This is a genomic window from Pseudomonas sp. G11, from assembly GCF_029457515.1.
Taxonomy (GTDB): Bacteria; Pseudomonadota; Gammaproteobacteria; order Pseudomonadales; family Pseudomonadaceae; genus Aquipseudomonas; species Aquipseudomonas gorinensis.
Genome location: NZ_CP120377.1, coordinates 7,188,893 through 7,214,108, shown reverse-complemented (window position 1 = coordinate 7,214,108; position 25,216 = coordinate 7,188,893). Strand labels below are relative to the sequence as shown.

Sequence of the window (25,216 nt, the reverse complement as noted above, 5' to 3'; positions counted from 1 at the left end):
CAACTCCTTACTCGGGCAGGGCGATCGGCCCGATGTCATCGAACACATCACCCGGCCCTGGGTTTTCTGGATGGGTGCTGCCACCGAAGTGGGTCATGATGCCCCACACCGCGTTCAGCGAGGTTTGCACGGCGCCTTCCACCCAGGCGGGGGTCCAGGATACGTCGTCGCCGGCAATGAAAATCCCTCGTTGTTCGGCGGGCATGTCCTTCTGCATGAAGTGCGCGTACATCCGCTGGTTGTAGCGATAGTGGCCGGGCAGCGCGCCCTTGAAGGCCCCGAGGAAATGCGGGTCGGCTTCCCAGGACACGGTGATCGGGTCGCCGATGATGCGCGCCTTGATGTCGACTTTCGGGTAGATCTTGTTCAGCGCGTCGAGGGCCAGCTTCACCCGCTTGTCGATGGGCTGCGGGAGCATTTTCAGGGCGTCGCTCATCCACGAGTACGACAGGCAGATCACGCCCGGCTTGTCGTCGCCGTTGTCGAAGAGGTAAGTGCCACGGGTCAGGCGATCGGTGAGGGTCATGCTCATCAGGTCGCGGCCGGTTTCCGGGTCTTTGTCTTTCCAGAACGGGCGGTCGACCATCACGAAGGTTTTCGACGACTGCATGTAGCGCGTACGGTCGAGGGCCATCCACATCTTTTGCGAGAACAGGGTTTCATCGCATTCGATCTGGGTGGTCAACAACCAGCTCTGGCAGGTGGTCAGTACCGCCGCGTATTCGCGGGTGTCACCGTAGTTGTCGGTGACTGCGAACCGGCCACCGGGCGCGTGGGCAATGCGCTTGACCCCGGCCCGTGGCGCGCCGCTGTGCAATGAACTGAGGCTGGTACCGGCTGGCCAATGGGCGCAACGTTCCGGCACATGGCGCCAGATGCCCATGGGCACTTGCGCCACGCCGCCGACCACCAGGTGCTGGTGGTCGTCGCAGTTAGTCATCACCACGCGGAAGATTTCCAGCATGGAATTGGGGAAATCCGAGTCCCAGCCGCCCGTGCCGAAACCCACCTGGCCGAACACTTCGCGGTGATGGAACGACAACTTGGCGAACGCCTTGGAGGTGGCGACAAAATCGTAGAAGGTGCGGTCGTCCCACAAGGGCACCAGTTTATTCCACAGTTCTTTGAGGCGTGGCACGTCACGGTCGCGGATGGCTTGCTGGATATCGCCGAACTGCGAACCGGCTTCCAGGGCATCGGCCCAGGCGTCAGCCACTTCCTGGAACAGTGCCGGCAAGTCAGAGAGCTTTTGTGCGTAGTGGGTCTGGCCTTCCAGGTCGATCACCGTACTGCCGGAGGCCGGGGTCAGTGGGTTGGGAAAGGGTTTGGTGTCCAGGCCCAGTTTGTCCACGTAGTGATAGAACGCCGTGGACGATACCGGGAAACGCATGCCACCCAGCTCGGCGATGATGCCTTCGGCGCCTTCAAAGGCTTGGGAGCGCAGGCGGCCACCCATCTTCGAGGCTTCGTATACCACGGGCTTCAAACCCAGCTTCATCAGTTCATAAGCGGCCACCAGCCCGGCAATCCCGGCGCCGACGATCGCCACTTCGGCGCCATGGTTGGCTGCGGGAATGCTGCCCAGGCCTGCTGGGTGTTCGATCCAGTCATCAAAGGCGAACGGGAAATCCGGGCCGAAGATGGTGATGGGCTTCTTGCCGTCGACCGGGTGGCGGTTGTTTTTGCTGATGGTGCTGGAAGGAATGCTCATGGCTGACCTTACTGACGACTCGGCGGGAAGCGACCCGCTGAGTATAGGAAAAGATGGCAGCCAGTTTAGGCAGCGTAGCGCTCGTTAATAAGACGCAAACTGTCGTCGGTTTGGATTGTTTTTGGTCAATATGACGAAGTAGATGGTCAGATTGGCTGGCCACGGTCCAATTTATTGCTGAGGATGATCGAGGTGGTGGTTTTCTCCACGCCGTCGACACTGCCGATCTGGTCCAGTAGTTGATCCAACTGCTCCGGCGAATCGGTGCGCAGCCAGGCCACGTAATCGAACTCGCCGCTCACGGCGCATAGCTGCTGGACCTGAGCCATGGCGCTGAGCCTGCGCAGCACGTCCTTGCCCGAGCGTGCCTGCACGGTGATGCCGACATAAGCCTGCAAACCGCCATCCACGACCCGCTGGCCAAGGCGCACGCCGTAACCGGTAATCACCTGGGTTTTTTCCAGGCGCGCCAGGCGCGACGTCACCGTGGTGCGCGCGATACCCAACTGCCGGGCAAGCATGGCGACGCTTTCGCGAGCGTTGATCTGCAAAGCGGCGATCAATTGGCGATCGATTTCATCTAGGGCGTGCAAGGGAGGCTCCGATACGGGCGGCGATGGGGTGGCATGTTACAGGCTTGCGTCGGCGAGCAGGCAGCGGGCGAACAGCTGCGGCACCGGTAGGTGGCGTTGGCTGTAGCGGCTCAACAGGATGATCTCGCGGTAAAAGGTCAGATGACCCAGCGGGATAATCCGCACCTTGGGCGAGCGCTCCAGCCACAGGCCCGCCTGGGGAATCAACGACACGCCCAGGCCGCACTCGACCATCTTCACGATGGCTTCCAGCTCGTCCAGCTCGAGCGCTACCTGTACCTCTATCTTTTGTTCACGCAGAAATCGGCTGACCAATCGCCCCCCAAACGAAGCGCGGTCATAACGTACGTGTGGCTGTGTGCCGAGCAATTGCAAAGGGTCATCGCCGTCGACGGTCTGAGGCGCGATCAGTACGAACGGCTCTTTGCGCAGCACGCGTACATGCAACTCCTTGGGCAAGTCAAAGGGCGGGCGAATGATGATCGCCGAGTCCAGCTCGCCGGCGTCGACCTGGCTCAGCAGCTCAAGGGAGACCCCGGGCACCAATTTGCATTCCACTGTCGGCGCGGCTTGGCGTAAGCGCACCAGCGCCTGAGGCAACAGGCCGGTTTGCGCCGTGGTGATCGCGCCGACTTTCAACTCGCCCCGGTATTCGTTGGCATCCACCGGCACCGCCATGCGGTTGAAGGTCTCCAGGATCTCCTTGGCCAGCGGCAAGGCGCGAATGCCGGCGGCATTCAGGGTGGCCTGGCGTCCCGTGCGATCGAACAATTGCATCCCCAGCACCTGCTCCAGCTGGCGAATCTGTGCACTCACCGCCGACTGCGTCAGCCCGATATGCATGCCCGCCGCCGCAAACGTGCCATGGCGGGTTACCGCAATAAAGGTCTTCAATTCACGCAGCATGGACGTCTCGATTCATCGAAATAATTTGAGCTCGGCGCAAAAATTATCGTCTTTTCATCATCTGGAGCAAGGCTAAACTCGACGCATCTAATACCCACAGAGGTTTGACCTGATGGCATTGGCTCCTTTTCACCTGGCAATCCCGGTATTCGACCTGGCCGCCGCGCGGCACTTCTACGCTGAAGTCTTTGGCCTGGAGGAGGGGCGGTCGAGCGAGCACTGGGTTGACTTCAATTTCTTCGGCCACCAATTGGTCATCCACGAACACCCGAAAACCGCCTCTCAAGCAGCGGCGCATACCAATGCAGTGGACGGCCACGACGTGCCGGTCCCGCATTTTGGCGTGGTGCTGGGTTGGGAAGACTGGCATGCCCTGGCCGAGCGTTTGCAGGCGCGGGAGACAAAGTTTGTGTTGGAACCGCACATTCGGTTCAAGGGGCAGGTGGGGGAGCAGGCGACGTTGTTCCTGTTTGATCCGTGCGGGAATGCGCTGGAGTTCAAGGCGTTTCGGGATATGGGGCAGTTGTTTGCGAAGTGATGACTGTATTTCGCACGGTCTTTCTTCCAGTAGAGACGCAGCGTCGAGCCGACGCTGGCGTATCAATCCAGCAGGTGCTTTAACGCAGCGACGCCAACAGGCGGCTCCGCCGTCCAGGGAACCACAATGACAGCATGGCTGGTTTGGTCGGCTACTCGCGTCATCTGTTTTTGCTCGCTATCCAGGCGCGCGCGCAGCAGCGGGTCGGTGGTGGCTGTAGCCAATAGTGACTTATTGACCACCCATGCATACGGTTCGATGTTGGCCCTGCGCAAGTCATCTTGCAGCGCTGCCGCCTGAGACACAGGTGTGGCTTCGGGCAGCGTCACAAGGAGAATTTTGGTGTAGTTGGTATCTTGCAGGCGCATCAATGGCGTAACGATATGGTCCGAGGCTCGGCCTTTGAATTCCCGAAGCATCTGGCGGTGATAGGCGCCTGTGGCATCCATCAGTAGCAAGGAATGCCCCGTGGGGGCGGTGTCCAGTACCACGAACGAGGTCCTGGCTTGAGAAACCACGCGGGAGAACGCGTGGAAGACGGCGACCTCTTCGGTACAGGGGGAGCGAAGGTCCTCGATGAGCAAGGCTATTTCAGCTTCCGTCAGGGTCGGCGCGCGGGACGCCACGATCTTGTCTACGTATTTTTGGGTCTCGACCTTAGGGTCAATGCGGCCAATGCTAAGCCCTTTCACATCGGCATTGAGGGTCACGGCCAGATGCGCCGCAGGGTCAGTGGTGCTCAGGTGCACGGACTTGCCGTGCTGCACCAGGCCCAGGGCGACGGCGGCGGCAATAGTGGTTTTGCCAACCCCACCTTTGCCCATGACCATGATCAACCCGCGTTCATCATTCGCAAGCTCGGCGATCAGCTCCGAGAGCGTGTGATGTTCCAGGCGTGAGGGCGCTTGAGTTGCAGTACTTGTTGGCCTGGCAGGCTCCGGGGCAAGCAGTCCGCGAAGCGCGGGCAAACCAACGGAATCTACGGCCTTGAGCGAAATATAGTCGGCTGAAAGCTGGCGCAGTGAAGCTGGCATCTGGTCGAGCGCCCGTTGGCCAACAGCCTCGATCGCTGCTGCGATCGGGTCATTCAAATCGCTGCGTTTGAACACCGCGTTTACCACTAAACGCTGGTTGACCAGACCCAAGTCACGGAGCTCGTCGGAGGAGTGCGCAGCCTCGTCGAGCGCGCCTTTGTCAGGGCGAGTGACTAGCACAACGGTGGTCAGGGCTGAATTGTTGAGCGCCGCCAACGCCTGCTTGAAAAGCTGCTCCTGCATTTTCAAACCCGAGTGCGGCCCCAGGCATGACGCGCCACGGTCATTGCCCTCCAAAAAACCGCTCCACGCTTTTGGCAGGCTCAACAGTCTGAGCGTGTGCCCCGTGGGCGCGGTATCGAACACGACATAATCGTAGGCTGCTGCGCCTTCTGACAGGAGGTGGGCAAACTCATCGAAGGTTGCGATTTCGGTCGTGCATGCCCCCGAAAGTTGTTCGCGTACCAGAGCAATATCCTGATCGCTGGCCTGGGAGCCCATTTGCTCGACTACCCGGGCTCGGTAGTCGATGGCGGCGGCCTCGGGGTCGATGTTCAGCACGAACATCCCTGGCACCTCCGGCACTGCTACAGGCTGATTGCTCAACTCGACACCGAGCATCTCATCAAGGTTCGAGGCGGCGTCTGTACTAACCAACAACACCCGCTTGCCTGCATCAGCCAAGGCGATTGATACCGCAGTGGAGACCGACGTTTTGCCCACTCCGCCCTTGCCAGTGAAGAACATATATTTGGTGGGTTGATCGAGCAGTTTGATGGTGGGTTGCATGGCGTGCTGGCCTCCCCGCGGAGCACAACTGAGGCTCAGAGTTTAGACCGATGTTCTGCCCCCTCAGTTTATTTTATGAATCAAGCGGACAGGTTTAGCCCAACATAGGGTTGCTATGTCGATTCACGGCGGCGAGCAGAAGGCGTTCTTCCTCCGGCGATAACCTTCGGTCACGATCACTTGGACCGTTGGACTGTATATGAGGTCGATACGCCAGAAACGCAAAAGCCGCGCAATGCGCGGCTTTGGAGTTGGTGGGCCCACACGGACTTGAACCGTGGACCAAAGGATTATGAGTCCTCTGCTCTGACCAACTGAGCTATAGGCCCTTAGTAGGTCGCGGATTATAGCGATGGTTTCTCCGCTGTGCTATCCGAAAAATCCTCAACGCTCATACGAAGAAAGGTCGCGGCGAACAGCTCCGGGGGGAGAGGCAGGCTGACGATGTAGCCTTGCATCTGTTCGCAGCCCTCTGCGGCAAGGAAGGCTTGCTGCGCCGAATTTTCCACGCCCTCGGCGATGATGGTGAATTGCATGCTGTGGCCGAGGGCGATGATGGCGCGCACGATGGCGGCGTCGTGAGGGTCGTCGGGCAGGCCGCGGACGAAGGATTGGTCGATCTTCAGGAAGTCCAGGGGCAGGCGCTTGAGGTAGCTGAGGGACGAATAGCCGGTGCCGAAGTCATCAATCGCCAGTTGTACGCCCAGGTGCTTGAGCTGATGCAGCACATCGAGGGCTTCTTCGGCCTGGCTCATGATGAAGTTCTCGGTGATCTCCAGTTGCAGGCAGCCGGGTTCCAGGTGGTACTCGCGCAGCAATTGTTCGATACGTGACAGCAGGTTGGGGTGACGCAGTTGGGCGCCGGCGAGGTTGACCGACAGGGGGCCGAAGCCATCGAAGGCGGTTTGCCAGGCGTGCATTTGTCGACACGCCTGTTCCAGCACCCAGTCGCCAATCTGCAGGATCATGCCGTTTTCTTCGGCCAGGGCGATAAAGTGTTCCGGCGCTACATCGCCGAATGTCGGGTGGTGCCAGCGGATCAGTGCCTCGGCCCCGATCAGTTCCTGCGTGAGCAGGCTCAGTTTTGGTTGGTAATACAGGCTCAATTCATCGCGTTCGATGGCGCGCCGCAGTTCGTGCTCCAGCGCTACGCGTTCATTGGCCTGGGCCGTGAGGTCGCGGGTGTAGCTTTCGACCCGGTTACGGCCCTTGGCCTTGGAGCGGTACATCGCGGCGTCGGCGTTTTTGACCAAGGTGGCCACGTCGGTGCCGTCCTGGGGGTAGAGGCTGGTGCCAATACTGGCGCTGATAAAGAACTCGTGTTCACCGGCCTGGAACGGCGGGGTGAAGCAGTCCAGCAGTTTGTTGGCCAAGTGTTGTGCATCGCTGGCTTGTTGCAGGCCGGGCAGCAGGATGATGAATTCGTCACCCCCCAGGCGTGCGACGGTGTCGATGTCGCGCAACTGCTCCTTGAGACGTACGGCGATGTCCTTGAGCAGCAGGTCGCCGATGGGGTGACCGAGGCTGTCGTTGATATGTTTGAAGCGGTCCAGGTCGAGGAACAGCACCGCGCCCTGGCTGCCGGTTTCCTGCTGGCAGTTGATGGCGGCCTGTAACCGACTTTCAAACAACGTGCGGTTGGGCAGGCCGGTCAGGGGGTCGTGGTGTGCCTGATAGTCGAGGCGGGCCTGGGCGTGCTTGAGGCTGGAGATGTCGGCGAACACGGCGACAAAATGCGTGATCAACTGGTCGCGGTTGCGCACGGCGCTGATGGTCAGCCAACTGGGATACACCTCACCGTTCTTGCGACGGTTGGAAATTTCGCCTTGCCAGTGCCCATGCGCAGTCAACTGGTGCCACATGGCGGCATAAAAGGCGCTGTCGTGCAGGCCCGAGGCGAGCAGGCGCGGCGTGTGGCCGAGGGCCTCGGCTTCGCTGTAGCCGGTGATTTCGCTGAAGGCGCGGTTGACGGCGCTGATGTTCTGCCGGGTGTCGGTGATCAATACGCCTTCGGCGGTGCTTTCGAAAACCGTCGCGGCCTGTTGCAGTTTTTCCTGCATCTGTTGGCGTTCGGTGATGTCCCGAGCGATGGTCAACATGCAGTCATCACCGCCAATGGGCAGCGGGCGGCTGGACACTTCACAAAGCCGAGTCTGCCCGTCGTTGCGGCGGATGTGACAGATGAAGTCGCGGACAAACCCGTCGCGCTGCATCAGCTCGATCATGTGTTTGCGTTCGTTGAGGTCGACCCAGATGCCCAGGTCCAGGGTCGACTGGTCCAGGGACGTCGCGCTGGTAAAGCCGGTAATGCGGCTGAACCCCTCGTTGACCTCGATCAGCAGGCCATCGCTTTGACGGCTCAGCAGTAAACCATCGGGGGAGGCATGGAAGGCCTTGGCGAATTTTTCTTCGGAGGTTTGCAGCTGTTGCTGGGTTTCCTTGAGTTGGGTGATATCACGCACCACGACCACCAGCGCTTCGATAGTGTCGAGTTGGAAGGGTTCGGCCGAAATCAGGCCGGTAAACGCTTGGCCATTGCTGCGCAGAAAAGGCATTTCCAGGTTGCGGATGCTGGTGGTCTGCACCTGTTGCAACAGATCCGGGCCGGTACCGGGGATGCCCCAGATATTCAGCTCGGTGGCGGTTTTACCAATCGCGTCCTTGGCCTTCAGGCCAACCTGGTCCTCGAATGCTTTATTGACCTCCAGCAGGCAGCCATCGGACATCCGTGCGATCACCAGAATATCCGGGCACTGCTGGAACACCGAGGCAAACTTTTGCTCTGACAGCTGCAGCGCCTCTTCGGTGCGCTTGGCGTCGCTGATGTCGATCATCAAGCCACGCAGCACCGGTTCATGGCCATGTTCGATCAGGCTGACAATATCGCGGACCCACAAGCAGCGGCCATCGGCCGTGATTACTCGGTAATCAACACTGTGATCACGGTTGGCGCGGGTTTCGCGCAAGCAATACGCTTCGGTACGTGTCAGGTCGGCAGGATGAATGATGTTGCGCCAGAAGCCGGGAATCAGCCAATGGGCGCGAGGATAGCCGAGTAACTCTTCGGCATGCGGCGACACGTAGCTGTAGGTGAAATCGCTGACGCTGGCTTCCCAGGCTATGGCGGACAGGCTTTCGACCAGGCCGCGATAGTGGTATTCGCTGCTGCGCAGCTCCTGCTCGAGGGCGACACGGCGAGAGATCTCTGAGCTGAGGCGGCGGTTGATGCGAATCACGATGGCCAGCACCGTGCTCAATAGCAGTACCGCCGGCAGGCCGTAGGTCAGCAGGTCTGACCAGAAGGTGCGGTGATCGGTGAGGCTGCCGACCCAGTGTTGCTGAATCGCTTGAGTTTCATCTGGGCTGAGGTCGGCGAGAACCTTGTCCAAGATGCTCACCAGCATTTTGTCATCCCGAGGTACGCCCATCGCCAGTTGGTAGCGGTAGGGTGTCTCGCCGCTGACGTACAAACCGTCGAGCTTGAGCTGGCGCAGGCTCCAGACGCTGGAAGCCAGATCGCCGACCACGGCGTCTACTTCATCAGTGGCCAACGCCTGCAGCGTCGAGCTCACATTGGGCAGAGCCACCAGATTGAGGTCAGGGTGGTGGGTGCGCAGTAGCTCATGGGGGGCGTAGTTTTCCACCACGGCGATCTTCAGGCCATAGAGCTCCTTCAGGTTGCGTGGTTGTGCACCGCCTTCATGGGCGAGGATGACAATGGGAAAATCCAGGTAAGGGCGTGTGAACGCCATAAAACTCTGGCGTTCCGGGGTGGACATGATGCCGGGCAGCAGATCGAGCTTGTTTTGCCTGGCTAGCTCCAGCAGGGCGCTCCAGTTCTCCGGCTCGATCAGTTTGATCCTGACGCCGAGGCGGTCCTGGATCAACCGCACATAGTCTGCCGCCAAGCCTTGGTAGCGGCCGTTTTCATCACGGTACTCAAAGGGCGGCCACGACGCGTCCACCCCCAGGCGCAGCTCCTGATGGTCCGCCAACCAGCCACGCTCATCATCAGTGAGAGTCAACGCGCCAGCCGTTGCGGTCCAGGTCAGCAGCGACAGCAGTATCACGGTCGGCAATCTGGGCATAACGGTCTCGTTATGGCACGGGGAATGTTTCGAGTGTAGACGGGCATTGCGGGGGGGAGAGGGGCGCGCGGGGAATTTTATCGGCACACAGCAAAACCCCCGGCCTGGGCCGGGGGTTCTGGGATCACTCGTCGAGGAAGGAGCGTAGATGCTCGCTTCGCGTCGGGTGGCGCAACTTGCGCAGCGCCTTGGCTTCGATCTGACGGATCCGCTCACGGGTCACGTCAAACTGCTTACCGACTTCCTCAAGGGTGTGGTCGGTATTCATGTCGATGCCGAAACGCATGCGCAGTACCTTGGCTTCACGGGCAGTGAGGCCGGAGAGTACGTCGCGAGTCGCTTCTTTAAGGCTCTCAACGGTGGCGACATCGATTGGCGACTGCATGGTCGAGTCTTCGATGAAGTCACCCAAGTGGGAGTCTTCGTCATCACCGATCGGGGTTTCCATGGAGATCGGCTCTTTAGCGATCTTCAATACCTTGCGGATTTTATCCTCAGGCATTTCCATGCGTTCGCCCAGCTCTTCCGGAGTCGGTTCGCGACCCATTTCCTGCAACATCTGCCGGGAAATACGGTTGAGCTTGTTGATCGTCTCGATCATGTGCACCGGAATACGGATGGTGCGGGCCTGGTCGGCGATCGAGCGAGTGATTGCCTGACGGATCCACCAGGTGGCATAAGTCGAGAACTTGTAGCCGCGACGGTATTCGAACTTGTCCACAGCCTTCATCAAGCCGATGTTGCCTTCCTGGATCAGATCGAGGAATTGCAGGCCACGGTTGGTGTACTTCTTGGCGATGGAGATCACCAGACGCAAGTTCGCTTCGACCATCTCTTTCTTCGCGCGGCGGGCCTTGGCCTCACCGATCGACATGCGACGGTTGATGTCCTTGATCTCGGCAATCGTCAGACCGGTTTCGGTCTCAAGCGCGGTCAGCTTCTGCTGGCAACGGATGATGTCTGGCTGCAGGCGACCAATGGCTTCGGCGTATTTCGCCTTGCCCTTGGCCAGTGCATCGGTCCAGCTTTCGTCAACTTCGTTGCCCGGGAACTGGCGCAGGAAGTCGGCACGCGGCATGCGCGCATCACGAACACAGAGCTGCATGATCGCACGCTCTTGTGCCCGCAGACGCTCAAGGGCACTGCGAACACGCTCAACCAAGCCTTCGAATTGCTTCGGTACCAGCTTGATCGGCATGAACAGCTCGGCCAGCGCTACCAGCTCGGCAATCGCCAGCTTGTTGGCGCGACCGTGCTTTTTCAGGGCCTTGCGGGTGATTTCCATTTGATCGGAAACCGCACCGAAACGCTGGGCAGCGATAATCGGGTCTGGACCGCTTTCGACTTCATCTTCGTCATCGCTGCTGGCTTCAGCATCGTCGTCTTCGGCATCGTCGTCCGCTTTCACGGCTTTCGGGTCGACAGGCGGCGGCACTTCGGCAGCAGGCGGCGCAATACCGTCGTCCGGGTCTATATAACCGCTCAGGACGTCGGACAGGCGGCCACCTTCGGTGGTGACGCGAGTGTACTCGGAGAGAATGTGGTCAACCGTGCCAGGGAAGTGCGCGATTGCGCCCATCACTTCACGGATACCCTCTTCAATACGCTTGGCGATTTCGATTTCGCCTTCGCGTGTCAGCAACTCGACGGTACCCATTTCACGCATATACATGCGCACAGGGTCAGTCGTGCGACCGATGTCGGTCTCCACCGCGGCCAACGCGGCAGCGGCTTCTTCAGCGGCTGCCTCGTCGGTATCGGCGTCGGCCAACATAAGGGCGTCCGCATCCGGAGCACTCTCGTGTACGGGGATCCCCATGTCATTAATCATGCGGATGATGTCTTCCACCTGCTCTGGATCTGAAATATCCTCAGGCAGGTGATCGTTGACCTCTGCGTAAGTCAGATACTTCTGCTCACGACCAAGGGTGATCAACTCTTTGATACGAGACTGCTGTTGCGCTTTTCCGGACATAACACCCTATCCACTGAAGGTCTTGGCGGGCAAAAAACAAGCCGAGGATTATACCCGAGCTATGACCTCACACGCCAGCTGAGGTCGGGTTTGATGCGGAAACATTCTGTTTTAAGAGGTCGCGCATCTGTTTTGCTATCTGAATTTGCTCTTCAGCCGACAATCCCGGCTGCCTTGCTCTCTTGATGAGCTCATCGAGGGTCTGCGTGTGCTGGCCCTCGGATAACCTAGTAATGGTGTCTAAAAACTGTTGTTCAAGGTTGTCGCCGTCAATTAGCCACTCCTTTTCCGCGAGTGCCTTGAGCAAGCGACCTTGTTCGGTGCCATGCCAACGAGCCATCAGCTGAATAGAGTTTAGCTTAGGATTTTTCTGCACTGCCTCGATCAGGGCAATCAGCACCTGGGCGTAGGTATTGCTTTCGTTGGCAAAATGCTCGGCGCTTTCGACCTTGCCCGCCAATTGCGGGTGATGAATCAACGTGCGCAATGCAATGAGCGTCGGGGCTTCCACGGCTACCGGTGTACGGGGGGCATAGGGCTCGTCGCGATCACCGCGCTTGCCGTTCTTGCTCCACGGTTTCTTGTCCCATTTCTTGCCGCCGGCGCCGGGTTTCTTCGGTGTCCACTCCTGCTGGGGCGCATACGCCTCCTGCGGTTGGTGGAAGTCGGAATAGTCCGGCATGGCGTCGTAGTCCATGCCAGGGTCGTAGGCGGGCGGTGCGTCCTGTGGTGCGCTGTGCACCAGCTGGCTGACCGCTTCGCCGCTCAAGCCGGTGATTTCCAGCAGGCGTTGACGCATCAGGGTGCGCAGGTTGGCGCCTGGAACCTTGTCGATCAGTGGCGCCGCGAGGGTGGCCATGTGGGCCTTGCCTTCGAGAGAGCGCGGGTCGGCTTCTTCAGTCAGTTGCTGGAAGAAATAATCCGCCAGCGGCTGCGCGTGTTGATTGATGCGTGCGCGAAAGGCGTCGGTGCCTTCGGAGCGGACCAGGGTGTCCGGGTCTTCGCCTTCGGGCAGGAACAGAAAGCGTGCGCGGCGACCATCCTGCAGGCTCGACAGCGTGGCTTCGAGGGCGCGCCAGGCGGCATTGCGGCCAGCCTGGTCGCCGTCGAAGCAGAACAAAACGCTGGGCACTACGCGAAACAGGCGTTTCATATGCTCTTCGCTGGTGGCTGTGCCGAGGGTGGCCACGGCGTTGCGCAAACCTTGCTGGGCCAGGGCGATCACATCCATATAGCCTTCAACCACGATGATTTCATCGAGGTTGCGATTGTTCTTGCGCGCCTCGAACAGGCCGTAGAGTTCCTGTCCCTTGTGGAACACCGGGGTTTCCGGGGAGTTCAGGTACTTGGGCTTGTCGTCGCCGAGCACGCGACCACCGAAGGCGATGATCCGGCCGCGGCTATCGCGGATCGGAAACATCACGCGGTCGCGGAAACGGTCGTAGCGCTTGCCGGTCTCGGCGTTTTCCACCAGCAGGCCGGCGTCGATCATGGCTTTTTGCTGCAGGGTGTCGCTGCTCAAATGTTTGTACAGGTTGTCCCAGCCTGGCGGGGCGAAGCCGAGACCGAAGTCGCGGGCGATTTCACCGGTAAGGCCACGGCCCTTGAGGTAATCGACGGCGGCCTTGCGCTGCGGATGGCTCTTGAGCGCCTGGCGATAAAAGTCCGCAGCGGCGGTCAGTAGTGGGTATAGCGGCGAGTCAGTGGGTTGCCGCGGTTTGTGCGGTCGGCCACTTTCTTCGCGAGGGATTTCCATGCCGGCGGCTTTGGCCAGTTCCTCGACGGCCTGGGGGAAGTCCAGGTTGTCGTGGTCCATGATAAAGCCGAGGGCATTGCCGCCCGCGCCGCAACCGAAGCAGTAATAGAACTGCTTGTCGGGGCTGACGCTGAACGAAGGGGTCTTTTCCTTGTGGAACGGGCAGCAGGCGGTGTAGTTCTTGCCTGCCTTCTTCATTTGCAGGCGCGAGCTGACAACATCGACGATGTCGGTGCGGTTCAGAAGGTCGTCAATAAAGCTCTGGGGAATCAGCCCGGCCATGGCGTTCTCGTCATCACTGCGTGTAATTGAGGGCCCGTGAAGTGCTCAGGCGTACGTATCGAGTGGCTCGACCATCAATCGTCTGCTTGGGCTGTATGGAAGTGTATCTGCCGAACGTTCACTGACGTTAATTTCAATCAGTGTCCGGCGTGTAAAGGCTGCCCTGGCATCCGGTCTTGGCCAATAGAGGGCCTCGGAAGCTCATCGCTGGGCACAGTCGACCTGTTGATCGCCTGCCTGAAAATAAGTGTGCTCGTCAGTAGCCTTGTTAGGCTCGTCAGAAGAGACGTGCACCGCTGGCAGAAAAGCCAGTCCTGACGTGTGAAGCGGTGTCTCTGTCGCATGGGCGGCGTCGACGATGAAGCATCAAGCGATATCCGCAAATGCCAACAGCCCGGCTGAGGGCCGGGCTTGGCAGAAGCTTGCTACGAACGTCTGTGTATTAGTACAGACGAACGGCGCGGCGCTGTTCGCGCTGAACTTTCTTGGCGTGACGCTTAACAGCGGCTGCTGCTTTGCGCTTACGCTCAGAAGTTGGCTTCTCATAAAATTCGCGGCTACGAACTTCAGCCAGAACACCGGCTTTTTCGCAGGAGCGCTTGAAACGACGCAGAGCTACGTCGAAGGGTTCGTTCTCTTTTACTTTGACGGCTGGCATCCAGAGCTACCTTCTTTCATTACCGGGAATCAACGTTCTCGTCGCAAAAAATTCGCGGCTGAGGTCGTCGGTTTTTAAGGGTTGCGGATGTTAACCCCTCATTGCCCGGAATGCAAAGCCTCTGATCGAAAACCGCTAGTCGGGAGGGGGAGTGGCGACTATTATGCGCGCCTTCGAATTCAGCCTCTACAAGGCGCAAACCCATGCTAGTACTGGGACTTGAAACCTCCTGCGACGAAACCGGTGTCGCACTTTACGACAGTGAACGCGGGCTTTTGGCCGATGCGCTGTTCAGTCAGATCGACCTGCACCGCGCCTATGGCGGCGTGGTGCCCGAGCTTGCCAGCCGTGATCACGTCAAGCGCATGCTGCCGTTGATTCGCCAGGTGCTGGATGAAGCCGGTTGCGTGCCCACCGAGATCGATGCCATTGCCTATACCGCCGGCCCTGGATTGGTTGGAGCCCTTCTGGTTGGGGCTTCTTGCGCCCAGGCGCTGGCTTTTGCCTGGGGTATTCCTGCCCTGGGTGTGCATCATATGGAAGGCCATTTATTGGCGCCGATGCTGGAAAAAACACCGCCGCAGTTCCCGTTCGTCGCTTTGTTGGTTTCGGGCGGCCATACGCAGCTGGTTCAGGTCGATGGCATCGGTCAATACACGCTGTTGGGCGAGTCCCTGGACGACGCCGCCGGCGAAGCCTTCGACAAGACCGCGAAGATGATGGGGCTCAATTATCCCGGTGGTCCGGAAATCGCCCGTCTTGCAGAAAAAGGCATCCAGGGTCGTTATACCTTCCCGCGCCCAATGTGCGATCGGCCGGGCCTGATGTTCAGCTTCAGCGGCTTGAAAACCTCCGCGCTCAATACCTGGCAGCAAAGCGTCAGCGCCGGGGACGACAGTGAGCAAGCCCGTTGCGACATCGCGCTGGCATTCCAGCAGGCCGTGGTGGAGACTTTGACCATCAAGTGCAAGCGCGCCCTGAAACAGGCCGGCATGAAGCGCCTGGTGATTGCAGGGGGCGTCAGCGCCAACAAGGCCTTGCGCACCTCGCTGGAAAAAATGCTTGGAGACATGAAGGGTGATGTGTTCTACGCGCGCCCTGAGTTCTGCACCGACAATGGCGCGATGATCGCCTATGCCGGTTGCCAGCGCCTGCAGGCCGGGCAGCATGAAAGCCTGGCGATCAGCGTGCAGGCGCGCTGGCCGATGGAGCAGTTGTCGCCGTTGTAATGGCGCGATGTGAGCCGGGCTTATCGGGCGATTTTAAAAATGCCGTTCGCGCCCGGCAAACAGGTCGCGTAAATTGCCGCGGTGACGCCAGACAATCAACAGTGTCAACACACTCATCGGCAGCAATGCAGCCGGTTCCTGCCAGGCCAGCAAGGGCAGGGTGAGCGGGGTGGCGATCAGTGCGGCCAACGAGCTGGTGCGGGTCAAGTAGAACGTCAGCAGCCAGGCGAGCACGGCCAGCAGCGCCGCCGGTGGGTAAATCCCCAGCAGCATGCCGGCCGCCGTGGCGACACCTTTGCCACCGCGAAAGCGGAAGTACAACGGGAACAGGTGGCCGAGGACGGCGCACACGCCGATCCAGGCCTGCTGTTGCAGGGTAAGGCCGGCCAGGCTGGCGATCAGTACGGGTAACAGGCCTTTGCAGACGTCGCCCAGCAGGGTGAGTACGGCGAGTTTCTTGCCGGCCAGGCGCAACATGTTGGTAGCGCCGGCATTGCCTGAACCACTCATTCGCGGGTCGGGATTGCCCGTCAGGCGGCTGAGCAAAATGGCGAAGGACAGCGAGCCAAGCAGGTAGGCGAAAATCGCCAGTGACCAAAACATGCTAACTATTCCGGGCGAGGACGCCCTGATTCTAACGGGGCATTGCGCCCTTGTCGTGCTGCGGAGAAGAGCTTGGACAGAGTGTTTATCGAAGGCCTGGAAGTCGACACCGTGATTGGGGCCTACGACTGGGAGCGCGGGATCCGTCAATGCTTGCGCCTGGACCTGAGCTTCGCGTGGGACAATCGCCCAGCCGCTGCCGGTGACGACCTGACCCTGGCTTTGGATTACGCCAGCGTATCTGCCCGCATCCAGGCCTTTGCCGAACAGTCTCAGTACCAGTTGGTGGAGACGTTCGCCGAGCGGCTGGCCGAAGTGCTGATGAGTGAATTCCAGATTCCCTGGCTGCACCTCAAGTTGACCAAACCGGGTGCCGTACCGGCCGCAAAGGGCGTGGGCGTGGAGATCGAGCGCGGATGTCGCTAACTCAGGTTTATCTCGGCCTTGGCAGCAATATTGAGCGCGAAGCCCACCTGCGCGCGGGTCTTGACGCGCTGGCGAGCTTCTTGACGGATGTGCGCTGTTCGGCTGTGTTCGAAAGCCAACCCGTGGGCATCAAGAGCGGACCGTTCTTCAATCTCGTGGTGTCGGCCTATACCGACCTGCCGTTGATGGAGCTGGATCGCCGGCTTAAATTCATCGAGGCCGACAACGGTCGTTATGCGCCAGACCGCAAAGGGCTACCGCTGGATATCGACGTGCTGCTGTACGGCGACTTGGTGGGCAACTTTGATGGCTTGATCCTGCCACGGGCAGAAATCCTGAAAAACGCCTTCGTGCTGTGGCCGCTGTCGTTGATGGCGCCCGATCGTGTGCATCCTGAAGCGGGCAAGACGATGGCTGCACTCTGGCGTGATGCTCAGATCGACCAGGTGCTGGCGCCTGTCGGGTTTGAATGGCAGGGCCAGCAACTCACCCCGGACGCGCTCTTGTAGGCGCGAGCGTGCTCGCGAAAAAACCGAGAGCGTTGCGTTATCGTTGACGTTCTTCGCGAGCAAGGCTCCTACAAGGGTTTGTGTTGTTCCTTGTAGGCTTTGAGTGTCTTGAGCCGTTCGCGCTTGAGTGCCTCGCCCAACTCCGGGCCTTTGAAACCTTTCTCAAGCAGTGGCGCAACGGCAACTTCGCGCGCTGCCTTCGCCGCACCGCGCAAGTAATCCGCTTGTGGATAACTTCTTTGCTCCAGCCCCTTGCGGCCCCGGGCATCCATTTCGCAGGCGACTACAAACTCTTCAAAACGCTGTGGCCTGCGGTAGACGTCAAAACTCTGCAGTAACTCCAGCAGCGTTGACGCTTTCAGCTCCAGCGCGCGGTGGCCATGGGTGTGATATTGGCCCACCAGCAACGCCAATTCCTGGCAATCCCTCGGTACTTTGAAGCGCTCATTGACGGCCTTGATCAGTTCCAGGCCTCGATGCTCATGAGCGATATGCTGCGGTAACTTATCCACAGGCGTCAGGCCCTTGCCCAGGTCGTGCAGCAAGCAGGCCCAGCGCACGGTCAGCGGCTGCTGATGCAGGGCGGCCTGCTCCAACACGCTCAAGGTGTGCACGCCGGTGTCGATTTCGGGGTGATGGGCTTCGGGCTGTGGTACGCCGAACAGTGCGTCGACTTCCGGCATCAAGGTTTTCAGCGCATCGCAGTCACGCAGTACCTGGATAAACACTTGGGGCTGATCTTCCATCAGTGCCCTGGAGATTTCTTTCCAGCTGCGCTCCGGGGTCAGGGCCTCCAGTTCACCGGATTCGCTGAGTTGGCGCATCAGCTCCAGGGTCTCGGGAGCGACCGTGAAACCCAGGTGGGCGTAACGTGCGGCAAACCGCGCAACGCGAAGTACACGCAAAGGATCTTCGGCGAACGCCGGGGAAACGTGACGCAAAATGCGCGCTTCAAGATCGCGTTGGCCGTGATATGGATCGGTCAGGGTGCCGTCGTCGTCTTCGGCCATCGCGTTGATGGTCAGGTCGCGACGGATCAGGTCTTCTTCCAGGGTGACTTCAGGGCTGGCGTGAAACACAAACCCGCCATACCCACGACCACTTTTGCGTTCCGTGCGGGCGAGGGCGTATTCGTCGCCGTTTTTTGGGTCCAGGAATACCGGGAAGTCCGCGCCCACCGGTTTGTAGCCTTTGGCAAGCATCTCGTCGGTGGTCGCGCCGACGACGACGCGATCGATATCGGTGACCTTGATGCCCAGCAGGCGGTCGCGCACGGCGCCACCGACTTTGTAGATTTTCATGAAAAAGCCTCCATTAGCGCCACAGGATACCGCCTGTGCCTGGCCAATGGAGGCTTTGCTGTTTCAGAGATGGACGACGGCGAGGTCCAGGCGGCCGTAGTCGTTGTCGTTGTGATCGCTGCGTGGGGGGACATGGTGGGTTTTCATCACCTGATCACCCTGCAAGGTTTCCAGGTGGATATCGAACCCCCATAGCCGGTGCAGATGCTTGAGCACCTCCTCGGTGGATTCCCCCAAGGGTTTGCGGTCGTGCTGCTGATGACGCAGGGTCAGCGAGCGATCGCCGCGTACGTCGATGCTGTAGATCTGGATGTTCGGCTCGCGGTTGCCCAGGTTGTACTGCGCCGCCAGGGTTTCCCGGATGATGCGGTAGCCTGGTTCGTCGTGAATGGCCGGCACCACCAGGTCATCCTTGAGGTCGTCATCCAGAATGCTGAACAGCTTGAGGTCGCGAATGACCTTGGGTGACAGGTACTGCAGGATGAAACTTTCATCCTTGAAGCTGCTCATGGCGAACTTGATGGTCGACAGCCAATCGCTGCCGGCGATTTCCGGGAACCAGCGACGGTCTTCCTCGGTGGGGTGCTCGCACATGCGCCGGATGTCGCGGTACATGGCAAAGCCCAGGGCATAGGGGTTGATGCCGCTGTAATACGGGCTGTCGAAGCCGGGTTGGAATACCACGCTGGTATGGGACGTGAGGAACTCCATCATGAAGCCGTCGGTGACCAGGCCTTCGTCGTACAGGTCGTTCATCAACGTGTAGTGCCAGAATGTCGCCCAGCCTTCGTTCATCACCTGGGTCTGGCGTTGTGGATAAAAGTACTGGGCGATCTTGCGCACGATGCGCACGATTTCCCGTTGCCAAGGCTCCAGTAGCGGTGCGTGTTTTTCTAGGAAGTACAGGATGTTTTCCTGGGGTTCGACGGGGAAGCGTGCATTATCCTTGTCACTGTTCTTGCCCGCGCGTTTGGGAATAGTGCGCCACAGGTCATTGATCTGCTTCTGCAGGTGCTCCTCGCGCTCCTTCTGGCGCAGGCGCTCTTCCTCGGCCGAAATCGGATAGGGTCGTTTGTAGCGGTCGACCCCATAGTTCATCAGGGCATGGCAGGAGTCGAGCAGGTCTTCCACCGCGTCGATGCCATGGCGTTCCTCGCATTGCATGATGTACTGCTTGGCGAACACCAGGTAATCGATGATCGAGCTGGCATCGGTCCAGGTGCGGAACAGGTAGTTACCCTTGAAAAAGCTGTTATGTCCATAGCAGGCGTGAGCCACCACCAGTGCCTGCATGCAGATGGTGTTTTCTTCCATCAGGTAGGCGATGCACGGGTCGGAGTTGATGACGATTTCGTAGGCCAGGCCCATCTGCCCGCGGCTATAGGACTTTTCAGTGCTGAGGAAGTGCTTGCCATAGGACCAGTGGTGATAACCCAGCGGCATGCCCACCGAGGCATAGGCGTCCATCATCTGTTCAGCGGTGATCACTTCGATCTGGTTGGGGTAGGTGTCCAGGGCATAACCGGCCGCGATACGGCTGATTTCCCGGTCATAGGCCTGGATCAGTTCAAAGGTCCACTCAGACCCCGTGGAGATAGGTTGGCGTTTTTGCTCTTTTTTGGCGGTCATGTCACTAACCTGCGCTGGAAGAGTTCACGGAAGACCGGGTAGATATCGCCGGCCGAGACCAGTTGCTGCTGGGCGAATGTGTCGGCAAAGGCTTCGCCGATGCGCTCGTATTCGAACCACAGCGCCTGATGCTCACGGGGGGTGATCTCAACATAAGTGTAGTACTGCACGAACGGCATGATCTGGTTGATCAGGATGTCGCGGCAGATGGGCGAGTCATCGTTCCAGTTGTCACCGTCCGAGGCTTGCGCGGCATAGATGTTCCACTCGTTGGCGGGGTAGCGCTCAGCCATGATCTCCTGCATCAGTTTCAAGGCGCTGGAAACGATAGTGCCGCCGGTTTCCCGCGAGTAGAAGAACTCCTCTTCGTCCACTTCTCGGGCGCTGGTGTGATGGCGGATAAACACCACGTCGATCTTGTCGTAGTTCCGCTTGAGGAACAGGTACAGCAGGATGAAAAAGCGCTTGGCAATGTCCTTGGTGGCCTGGGTCATCGAGCCGGACACGTCCATCAGGCAGAACATCACGGCTTTGGAGCTGGGGTTGGGCTGCTTGACCAGCAGGTTGTATTTCAAGTCGAAGGTGTCCAGGAACGGCACCCGGTGGATCCGCGCGCTGAGTTTCTCGATTTCAACTTCAATTTCCTGGATATCGCCGAAGTTATCCGGTTCTTCGCGCTTCAAGCGTGCCAACTCTTCCTTGGCCTCTCTCAGCTTGGCGCGGCTGCTTCCCGATAGGGCGATACGCCTTGCATGGGCTGAGCGAAGGGTGCGGATGATGTTGATACGGGACGGATTGCCTTCGTTGCTGATCCCCGCGCGCACCGTTTTGTAGGTGTCGGTACCGGTCAGGTTGCGCTTGACCAGGTTGGGTAGCTCCAGGTCCTCGAACATGAATTCGAGGAATTCTTCCTGGGTGATCTGGAACACGAACTCGTCCATGCCCTCGCCGGAGTTACCCGCCTTGCCTGGGCCTTTGCCCCCGCCGCCGCCCTGGGGTCGTTGGATATGTTCGCCAGTGGTGAATTCCTTGTTGCCGGGGTGCACCACGGTTTGTTTGCCGCCCCGGCCATGGTGCAGCACCGGTTCGTCGATGTCCCGTCCGGGAATGCTGATTTGCTCGCCGTGCTCCATGTCGGTGATGGAGCGGCGGCTGACGGCCTCTTCAACGGCCTTTTTGATGTGGTCACGGTAACGCCGCAGGAAACGTTGGCGGTTTACCGTGCTTTTGTTCTTGCCATTGAGGCGTCGGTCGATCACATAGCTCATGGGGAGCCCTCCGGGCAGCTTCACGTTACAAGCTTCAAGCCGCGAGCTGGAAGCTTAGAGACAAGCGGTCAGCTGCCAGGCCAAATGCCTGGCAGCGCACGCTTGCCGCTGCCTTACTGCGATTTGCGAACTCGCAAATACCACTCGGAGAGTAGCCGTACTTGTTTGTCGGTGTAGCCACGCTCGACCATGCGTGTGACGAAGTCGTTGTGTTTTTGCTGGTCCTCCTTGCTGGCCTTGGCGTTGAAGCTGATGACCGGCAGCAGATCCTCGGTGTTGGAGAACATTTTCTTCTCGATGACCACCCGCAACTTCTCGTAGCTGAGCCAGGTGGGGTTCTTGCCGTTGTTGTTCGCTCGTGCGCGCAATACGAAGTTGACGATTTCGTTGCGGAAATCCTTCGGATTGCTGATGCCCGCCGGTTTCTCGATTTTTTCCAGTTCCTCGTTGAGGGCGACACGGTTGAGGATTTCGCCGGTTTCCGGGTCGCGGTATTCCTGGTCCTGGATCCAGAAGTCTGCGTACAACACGTAGCGGTCGAAGATGTTCTGGCCGTACTCGCTGTAGGACTCCAGGTAAGCGGTCTGGATTTCCTTGCCGATAAACTCGATGTAGCGTGGTGCGAGGTATTCCTTGAGGAAGCGCAGGTAGCGTTCGCGGGTTTCTGCCTGGAATTGCTCCTGTTCGATCTGCTGCTCCAGCACATAGAGCAGGTGCACCGGGTTGGCGGCGATTTCATGCGGGTCGAAGTTGAAGACTTTGGACAGGATCTTGAACGCAAAGCGCGTCGACAGGCCGTTCATGCCCTCATCCACTCCCGCCGTGTCGCGATATTCCTGGATCGACTTGGCCTTAGGGTCGGTGTCCTTGAGGTTTTCGCCGTCGTACACCCGCATCTTCGAGTAGATATTCGAGTTTTCCGGCTCCTTGAGGCGCGACAGCACGGTGAACTGGGCAAGCATCTTCAAGGTGTCAGGTGCGCAATGCGCCTTGGCCAGGGAGCTGTTGAACAGCAACTTGTCGTAGATCTTGATTTCGTCACTGACGCGCAGGCAGTACGGCACCTTGACGATGTAGATCCGGTCGATGAAGGCTTCGTTGTTCTTGTTGTTGCGGAAGGTGTGCCATTCCGATTCGTTGGAGTGGGCCAGCAGGATCCCGGTAAACGGAATCGCACCCAGGCCTTCAGTACTGTTGTAGTTGCCTTCCTGGGTCGCGGTGAGCAGTGGGTGCAGCACCTTGATCGGCGCCTTGAACATCTCCACGAATTCCATCAGGCCCTGGTTGGCCCGGCACAGCGCGCCGGAGTAGCTGTAGGCGTCGGCATCGTTCTGCGGGAATTCCTCCAGTTTGCGGATATCGACCTTACCCACCAGTGCCGAAATGTCCTGGTTGTTCTCATCGCCCGGTTCAGTCTTGGCCACGCCGATCTGGTTGAGGATCGACGGGTAGAGTTTCACTACGCGGAACTGGCTGATATCACCGCCAAACTCGGCCAGCCGCTTGGTGGCCCAGGGCGACATGATGGTGTTGAGGTAGCGCCGGGGAATGCCGAAATCCTCTTCGAGGATCGCGCCATCTTCCGTGGCGTTGAACAGGCCCAGGGGCGATTCGAAGACCGGCGAGCCCTTGATCGCATAGAAGGGCACTTTCTCGATCAGTTGTTTGAGCTTTTCAGCCAGGGACGATTTACCGCCGCCAACCGGGCCGAGCAGGTAGAGGATCTGTTTCTTCTCCTCCAGGCCTTGGGCGGCATGGCGGAAGTAGGAGACGATCTGGTCAATGCATTCTTCCATTCCATGGAAGTCCTCAAAGGCCGGGTAGCGACGGATCACCTTGTTGGAGAATATTCGCGACAGGCGCGAATTGTTGGAGGTGTCTACCAGCTCCGGCTCGCCAATCGCCAGCAGCAGGCGTTCGGCGGCAGACGCGTAGGTGCTGCGATCCTGTTTGCACAGCTCGAGATACTCTTGAAGCGTGAGTTCTTCCTGCTGTGTGGATGCGAAGCGTTGTTGGAAGTGGCTAAAAATACTCATGACGTCGTCACCTCGCTCGATACGTGGAGCCGACGCCGGATCAATCAGTCGATGCTGGCAGACATTGACGGACGCCAATGGCTGTTTTCCCCCCAGAACACCCTGAAACGCTACCGATGACCCGCACGCCGGTGTACCGGCTCTCCCCTGATTCGGATGGCCTGCGCTTAAGGATAGTTCGGAATCCGGGAGGTCAAGGTGCGATGCACAATTAGTTTGGCTGCGCCGTTCGTCAGAAACGGCGCTAGCCCAAGCATCACGGGGGGTAGCGGGGTGTGAAAAAAATTATTGCGAATCGGATGAAGAAATTTCTGCAGGATACGTCGTACGCCACAGCTCAAAGCCGCCGTCCAGGCTATAGACGTCGGAGAAACCCTGGCTGATCAGGTAGGCGGCCGCGCTCTGGCTGGAGTTGCCGTGGTAGCAGGCCACGATCACCGGCGCGTCGAGGTCGGCGGCGCGGATGAAATCGGCAATGTTGTGGTTGTCCAGATGACGGGCGTCTTTGATGTGGTTCAGGGCGTAAGTCTGTGGATCACGAATATCCACCACCACCGCGCCTTGTTCGCGCAGGACCTGGGCTTGTTCGGGAGAGATACGTTTGAATTCGCTCATGGCGGGCTCCTTGGGCATGGCTGCTGCGTCTAGCGCTTGGCGGCAGCCGGCAGTGTAGCGGGAAGGGGGGAGGGGCACTGGCAGCTCAGGCGCTCGCCGGTGTCGATGTTCATAATGGTCATGGCGCCACCCCACACACAGCCGGTGTCGAGGGCGAATACACCAGGTTCGTCGCACTTGCCTTCGAGGGCCGCCCAGTGACCAAAGATAATCTTCGTGTCGCGGGTCTTGCGGTCCTTATGGGCGAACCAGGGTTTGTAGCCGGGCAGCGCGGTGTCGGCGCCTTCCTTGCTCTTGAGGTCCAACTTGCCTTCGGCGGTGCAGAAGCGCATGCGCGTGAAGTAGTTGGTGATCACTCGCAGGCGGGCCACGCCGGTGAGGTCGTTGTCCCATTTGACCGGTTCGTTGCCGTACATGCCGTCGAGGTAGGCGGTGTACAGGCTGTCATCGGCCAGGGCGCTTTCGACCTCGGCGGCGCACTTGAGGGCCTTTTTCAGTGTCCACTGGGGCGGGATACCCGCGTGGACCAGGGCCATGTCACGGCTTTCGTCGTAATGCATGATTTTCTGCTGGCGAAGCCAATCCAGCAGTTCGCCCCGGTCCGGCGCTTCGAGGATCTCGCGCAGCGTATCGCCCTTTTTCAGGCGCTCGATATTATTGCCGACCGCCAGCAGGTGCAGGTCGTGATTGCCCAATACGCACACCAGCGAGTCACGCAGGCGATAGAGGTAGCGCAGGGTGTCGAGGGACTGCGGGCCACGGTTGACCAGGTCGCCAACGAGCCACAGGCGATCTTTTGCTGGGTCGAAGGCCACGCGTTCGAGCAGGCACTGGAGGGGTTCCAGGCAGCCTTGCAGGTCGCCGACCGCGTACGTTGCCATCAGTGCAAGGCTCCGGGCACCGCCAGGCGAAAAGGCTTGATGATTGCGTCGAACAGCTGGCCATCAGTGGCCTTCATCTGATACGAGCCTTGCATGGTGCCCACCTTGGAGGTCATCACCGTGCCGCTGCTGTAGGTATGACTGGCGCCGATATCGATCAATGGCTGCTGGCCGACGACGCCGGCGCCGCGCACTTCTTCGACTTGGCCGTCACCGTCAGTGATCACCCAATGGCGAGACAGCAGCTTGGCCGGCACCAGCCCATTGTTTTTCACCGTGATGGTGTAGGCAAAGGCGAAGCGGTTCTGTTCAGGTTGCGATTGGTCCGCCAGGAAGCGGGTGACGACGCTGACGTCGATCTGGTAGCGAGGATCGGACATGCAAGAGGC

The 25,216-nt window shown here is 59.4% G+C and carries 20 protein-coding genes and 1 tRNA gene; 4 read left to right on the top strand and 17 right to left on the bottom strand.

Annotation, left to right across the window (positions count from 1 at the left end):
• Positions 1–7: 7 nt before the first annotated feature.
• The 3 genes from P2T68_RS33285 to P2T68_RS33275 form a co-directional block, all read right to left on the bottom strand.
• Positions 8–1,690 (bottom strand): NAD(P)/FAD-dependent oxidoreductase, encoded by a 1,683-nt coding sequence (locus P2T68_RS33285; RefSeq protein WP_277379784.1) that lies wholly within the window; start codon positions 1,688–1,690, stop codon positions 8–10.
• Positions 1,691–1,857: 167 nt separating this feature from the next.
• Positions 1,858–2,304 carry an Lrp/AsnC family transcriptional regulator gene (locus P2T68_RS33280; protein ID WP_024077735.1) on the bottom strand — a complete coding sequence of 149 codons (447 nt, stop codon included), beginning with the start codon at positions 2,302–2,304 and terminating at the stop codon, positions 1,858–1,860.
• 36 nt (positions 2,305–2,340) lie between these two features.
• The gene (locus P2T68_RS33275) at positions 2,341–3,210 is read right to left on the bottom strand and encodes a LysR family transcriptional regulator (protein ID WP_024077734.1); all 870 of its coding nucleotides are present in this window, start codon (positions 3,208–3,210) and stop codon (positions 2,341–2,343) included.
• Between the two features lie 112 nt (positions 3,211–3,322).
• On the opposite strand from P2T68_RS33275, the gene P2T68_RS33270 reads away from it, so the two are divergent.
• Positions 3,323–3,748 (top strand): VOC family protein, encoded by a 426-nt coding sequence (locus tag P2T68_RS33270; RefSeq protein WP_024077733.1) that lies wholly within the window; start codon positions 3,323–3,325, stop codon positions 3,746–3,748.
• 62 nt (positions 3,749–3,810) lie between these two features.
• On the opposite strand, the gene arsA is transcribed toward P2T68_RS33270, so the two are convergent.
• From arsA to rpsU, 6 genes are all read right to left on the bottom strand, one after another.
• The gene (gene arsA / locus P2T68_RS33265) at positions 3,811–5,571 is read right to left on the bottom strand and encodes an arsenical pump-driving ATPase (protein ID WP_277378824.1); all 1,761 of its coding nucleotides are present in this window, start codon (positions 5,569–5,571) and stop codon (positions 3,811–3,813) included.
• Positions 5,572–5,823: 252 nt separating this feature from the next.
• Positions 5,824–5,900: transfer RNA gene (locus P2T68_RS33260), tRNA-Ile, on the bottom strand.
• A gap of 15 nt (positions 5,901–5,915) precedes the next feature.
• A complete protein-coding gene (locus P2T68_RS33255) occupies positions 5,916–9,659 on the bottom strand; it encodes an EAL domain-containing protein (RefSeq protein ID WP_277378823.1) in 3,744 nt (1,247 codons plus the stop codon).
• Between the two features lie 124 nt (positions 9,660–9,783).
• Positions 9,784–11,634, bottom strand: a complete 1,851-nt coding sequence (rpoD, locus tag P2T68_RS33250) for an RNA polymerase sigma factor RpoD (RefSeq protein ID WP_024077730.1) — start codon at positions 11,632–11,634, stop codon at positions 9,784–9,786.
• Between the two features lie 67 nt (positions 11,635–11,701).
• Complete coding sequence (dnaG, locus tag P2T68_RS33245) at positions 11,702–13,672, bottom strand: DNA primase (protein ID WP_069077159.1); 1,971 nt, start codon at positions 13,670–13,672, stop codon at positions 11,702–11,704.
• A gap of 442 nt (positions 13,673–14,114) precedes the next feature.
• Positions 14,115–14,330, bottom strand: coding sequence for a 30S ribosomal protein S21 (gene rpsU, locus P2T68_RS33240; RefSeq protein WP_002551877.1), 216 nt, complete (start codon positions 14,328–14,330; stop codon positions 14,115–14,117).
• 203 nt (positions 14,331–14,533) lie between these two features.
• Here rpsU and tsaD point away from each other — a divergent pair, with 203 nt between their 5' ends.
• Complete coding sequence (tsaD, locus tag P2T68_RS33235; protein ID WP_024077728.1) at positions 14,534–15,559, top strand: tRNA (adenosine(37)-N6)-threonylcarbamoyltransferase complex transferase subunit TsaD; 1,026 nt, start codon at positions 14,534–14,536, stop codon at positions 15,557–15,559.
• A 33-nt stretch (positions 15,560–15,592) separates the two neighbouring features.
• Here the strand turns inward: tsaD and plsY are convergent, their stop codons facing one another.
• A complete protein-coding gene (gene plsY, locus P2T68_RS33230; protein WP_024077727.1) occupies positions 15,593–16,162 on the bottom strand; it encodes a glycerol-3-phosphate 1-O-acyltransferase PlsY in 570 nt (189 codons plus the stop codon).
• Between the two features lie 72 nt (positions 16,163–16,234).
• Here plsY and folB point away from each other — a divergent pair, with 72 nt between their 5' ends.
• Both folB and folK read left to right on the top strand, forming a co-directional pair.
• A complete protein-coding gene (gene folB / locus P2T68_RS33225; RefSeq protein ID WP_015886183.1) occupies positions 16,235–16,588 on the top strand; it encodes a dihydroneopterin aldolase in 354 nt (117 codons plus the stop codon).
• Positions 16,579–17,097 carry a 2-amino-4-hydroxy-6-hydroxymethyldihydropteridine diphosphokinase gene (folK, locus tag P2T68_RS33220; protein WP_069077161.1) on the top strand — a complete coding sequence of 173 codons (519 nt, stop codon included), beginning with the start codon at positions 16,579–16,581 and terminating at the stop codon, positions 17,095–17,097. Before folB ends, folK begins: the two co-directional genes overlap by 10 nt.
• Before the next feature lie 68 nt (positions 17,098–17,165).
• Here the strand turns inward: folK and P2T68_RS33215 are convergent, their stop codons facing one another.
• The 7 genes from P2T68_RS33215 to apaG form a co-directional block, all read right to left on the bottom strand.
• Positions 17,166–18,398 (bottom strand): multifunctional CCA addition/repair protein, encoded by a 1,233-nt coding sequence (locus P2T68_RS33215; RefSeq protein ID WP_069077162.1) that lies wholly within the window; start codon positions 18,396–18,398, stop codon positions 17,166–17,168.
• 63 nt (positions 18,399–18,461) lie between these two features.
• Positions 18,462–20,027 carry a SpoVR family protein gene (locus tag P2T68_RS33210; RefSeq protein WP_024077724.1) on the bottom strand — a complete coding sequence of 522 codons (1,566 nt, stop codon included), beginning with the start codon at positions 20,025–20,027 and terminating at the stop codon, positions 18,462–18,464.
• On the bottom strand, positions 20,024–21,295 hold the full coding sequence (locus P2T68_RS33205; RefSeq protein ID WP_024077723.1) for a YeaH/YhbH family protein: 1,272 nt from the start codon (positions 21,293–21,295) through the stop codon (positions 20,024–20,026). The genes P2T68_RS33210 and P2T68_RS33205 overlap by 4 nt, the downstream gene beginning before the upstream one ends.
• 113 nt (positions 21,296–21,408) lie before the next feature.
• Positions 21,409–23,331: a PrkA family serine protein kinase gene (locus tag P2T68_RS33200; RefSeq protein WP_024077722.1), complete on the bottom strand. Its 1,923-nt coding sequence runs from the start codon at positions 23,329–23,331 to the stop codon at positions 21,409–21,411.
• A 285-nt stretch (positions 23,332–23,616) separates the two neighbouring features.
• Complete coding sequence (glpE, locus tag P2T68_RS33195) at positions 23,617–23,946, bottom strand: thiosulfate sulfurtransferase GlpE (protein ID WP_024077721.1); 330 nt, start codon at positions 23,944–23,946, stop codon at positions 23,617–23,619.
• 29 nt (positions 23,947–23,975) lie between these two features.
• A complete protein-coding gene (locus P2T68_RS33190; protein WP_069077163.1) occupies positions 23,976–24,827 on the bottom strand; it encodes a symmetrical bis(5'-nucleosyl)-tetraphosphatase in 852 nt (283 codons plus the stop codon).
• Positions 24,827–25,207: a Co2+/Mg2+ efflux protein ApaG gene (gene apaG, locus P2T68_RS33185; RefSeq protein WP_024077719.1), complete on the bottom strand. Its 381-nt coding sequence runs from the start codon at positions 25,205–25,207 to the stop codon at positions 24,827–24,829. Before apaG ends, P2T68_RS33190 begins: the two co-directional genes overlap by 1 nt.
• Positions 25,208–25,216 lie beyond the last annotated feature (9 nt).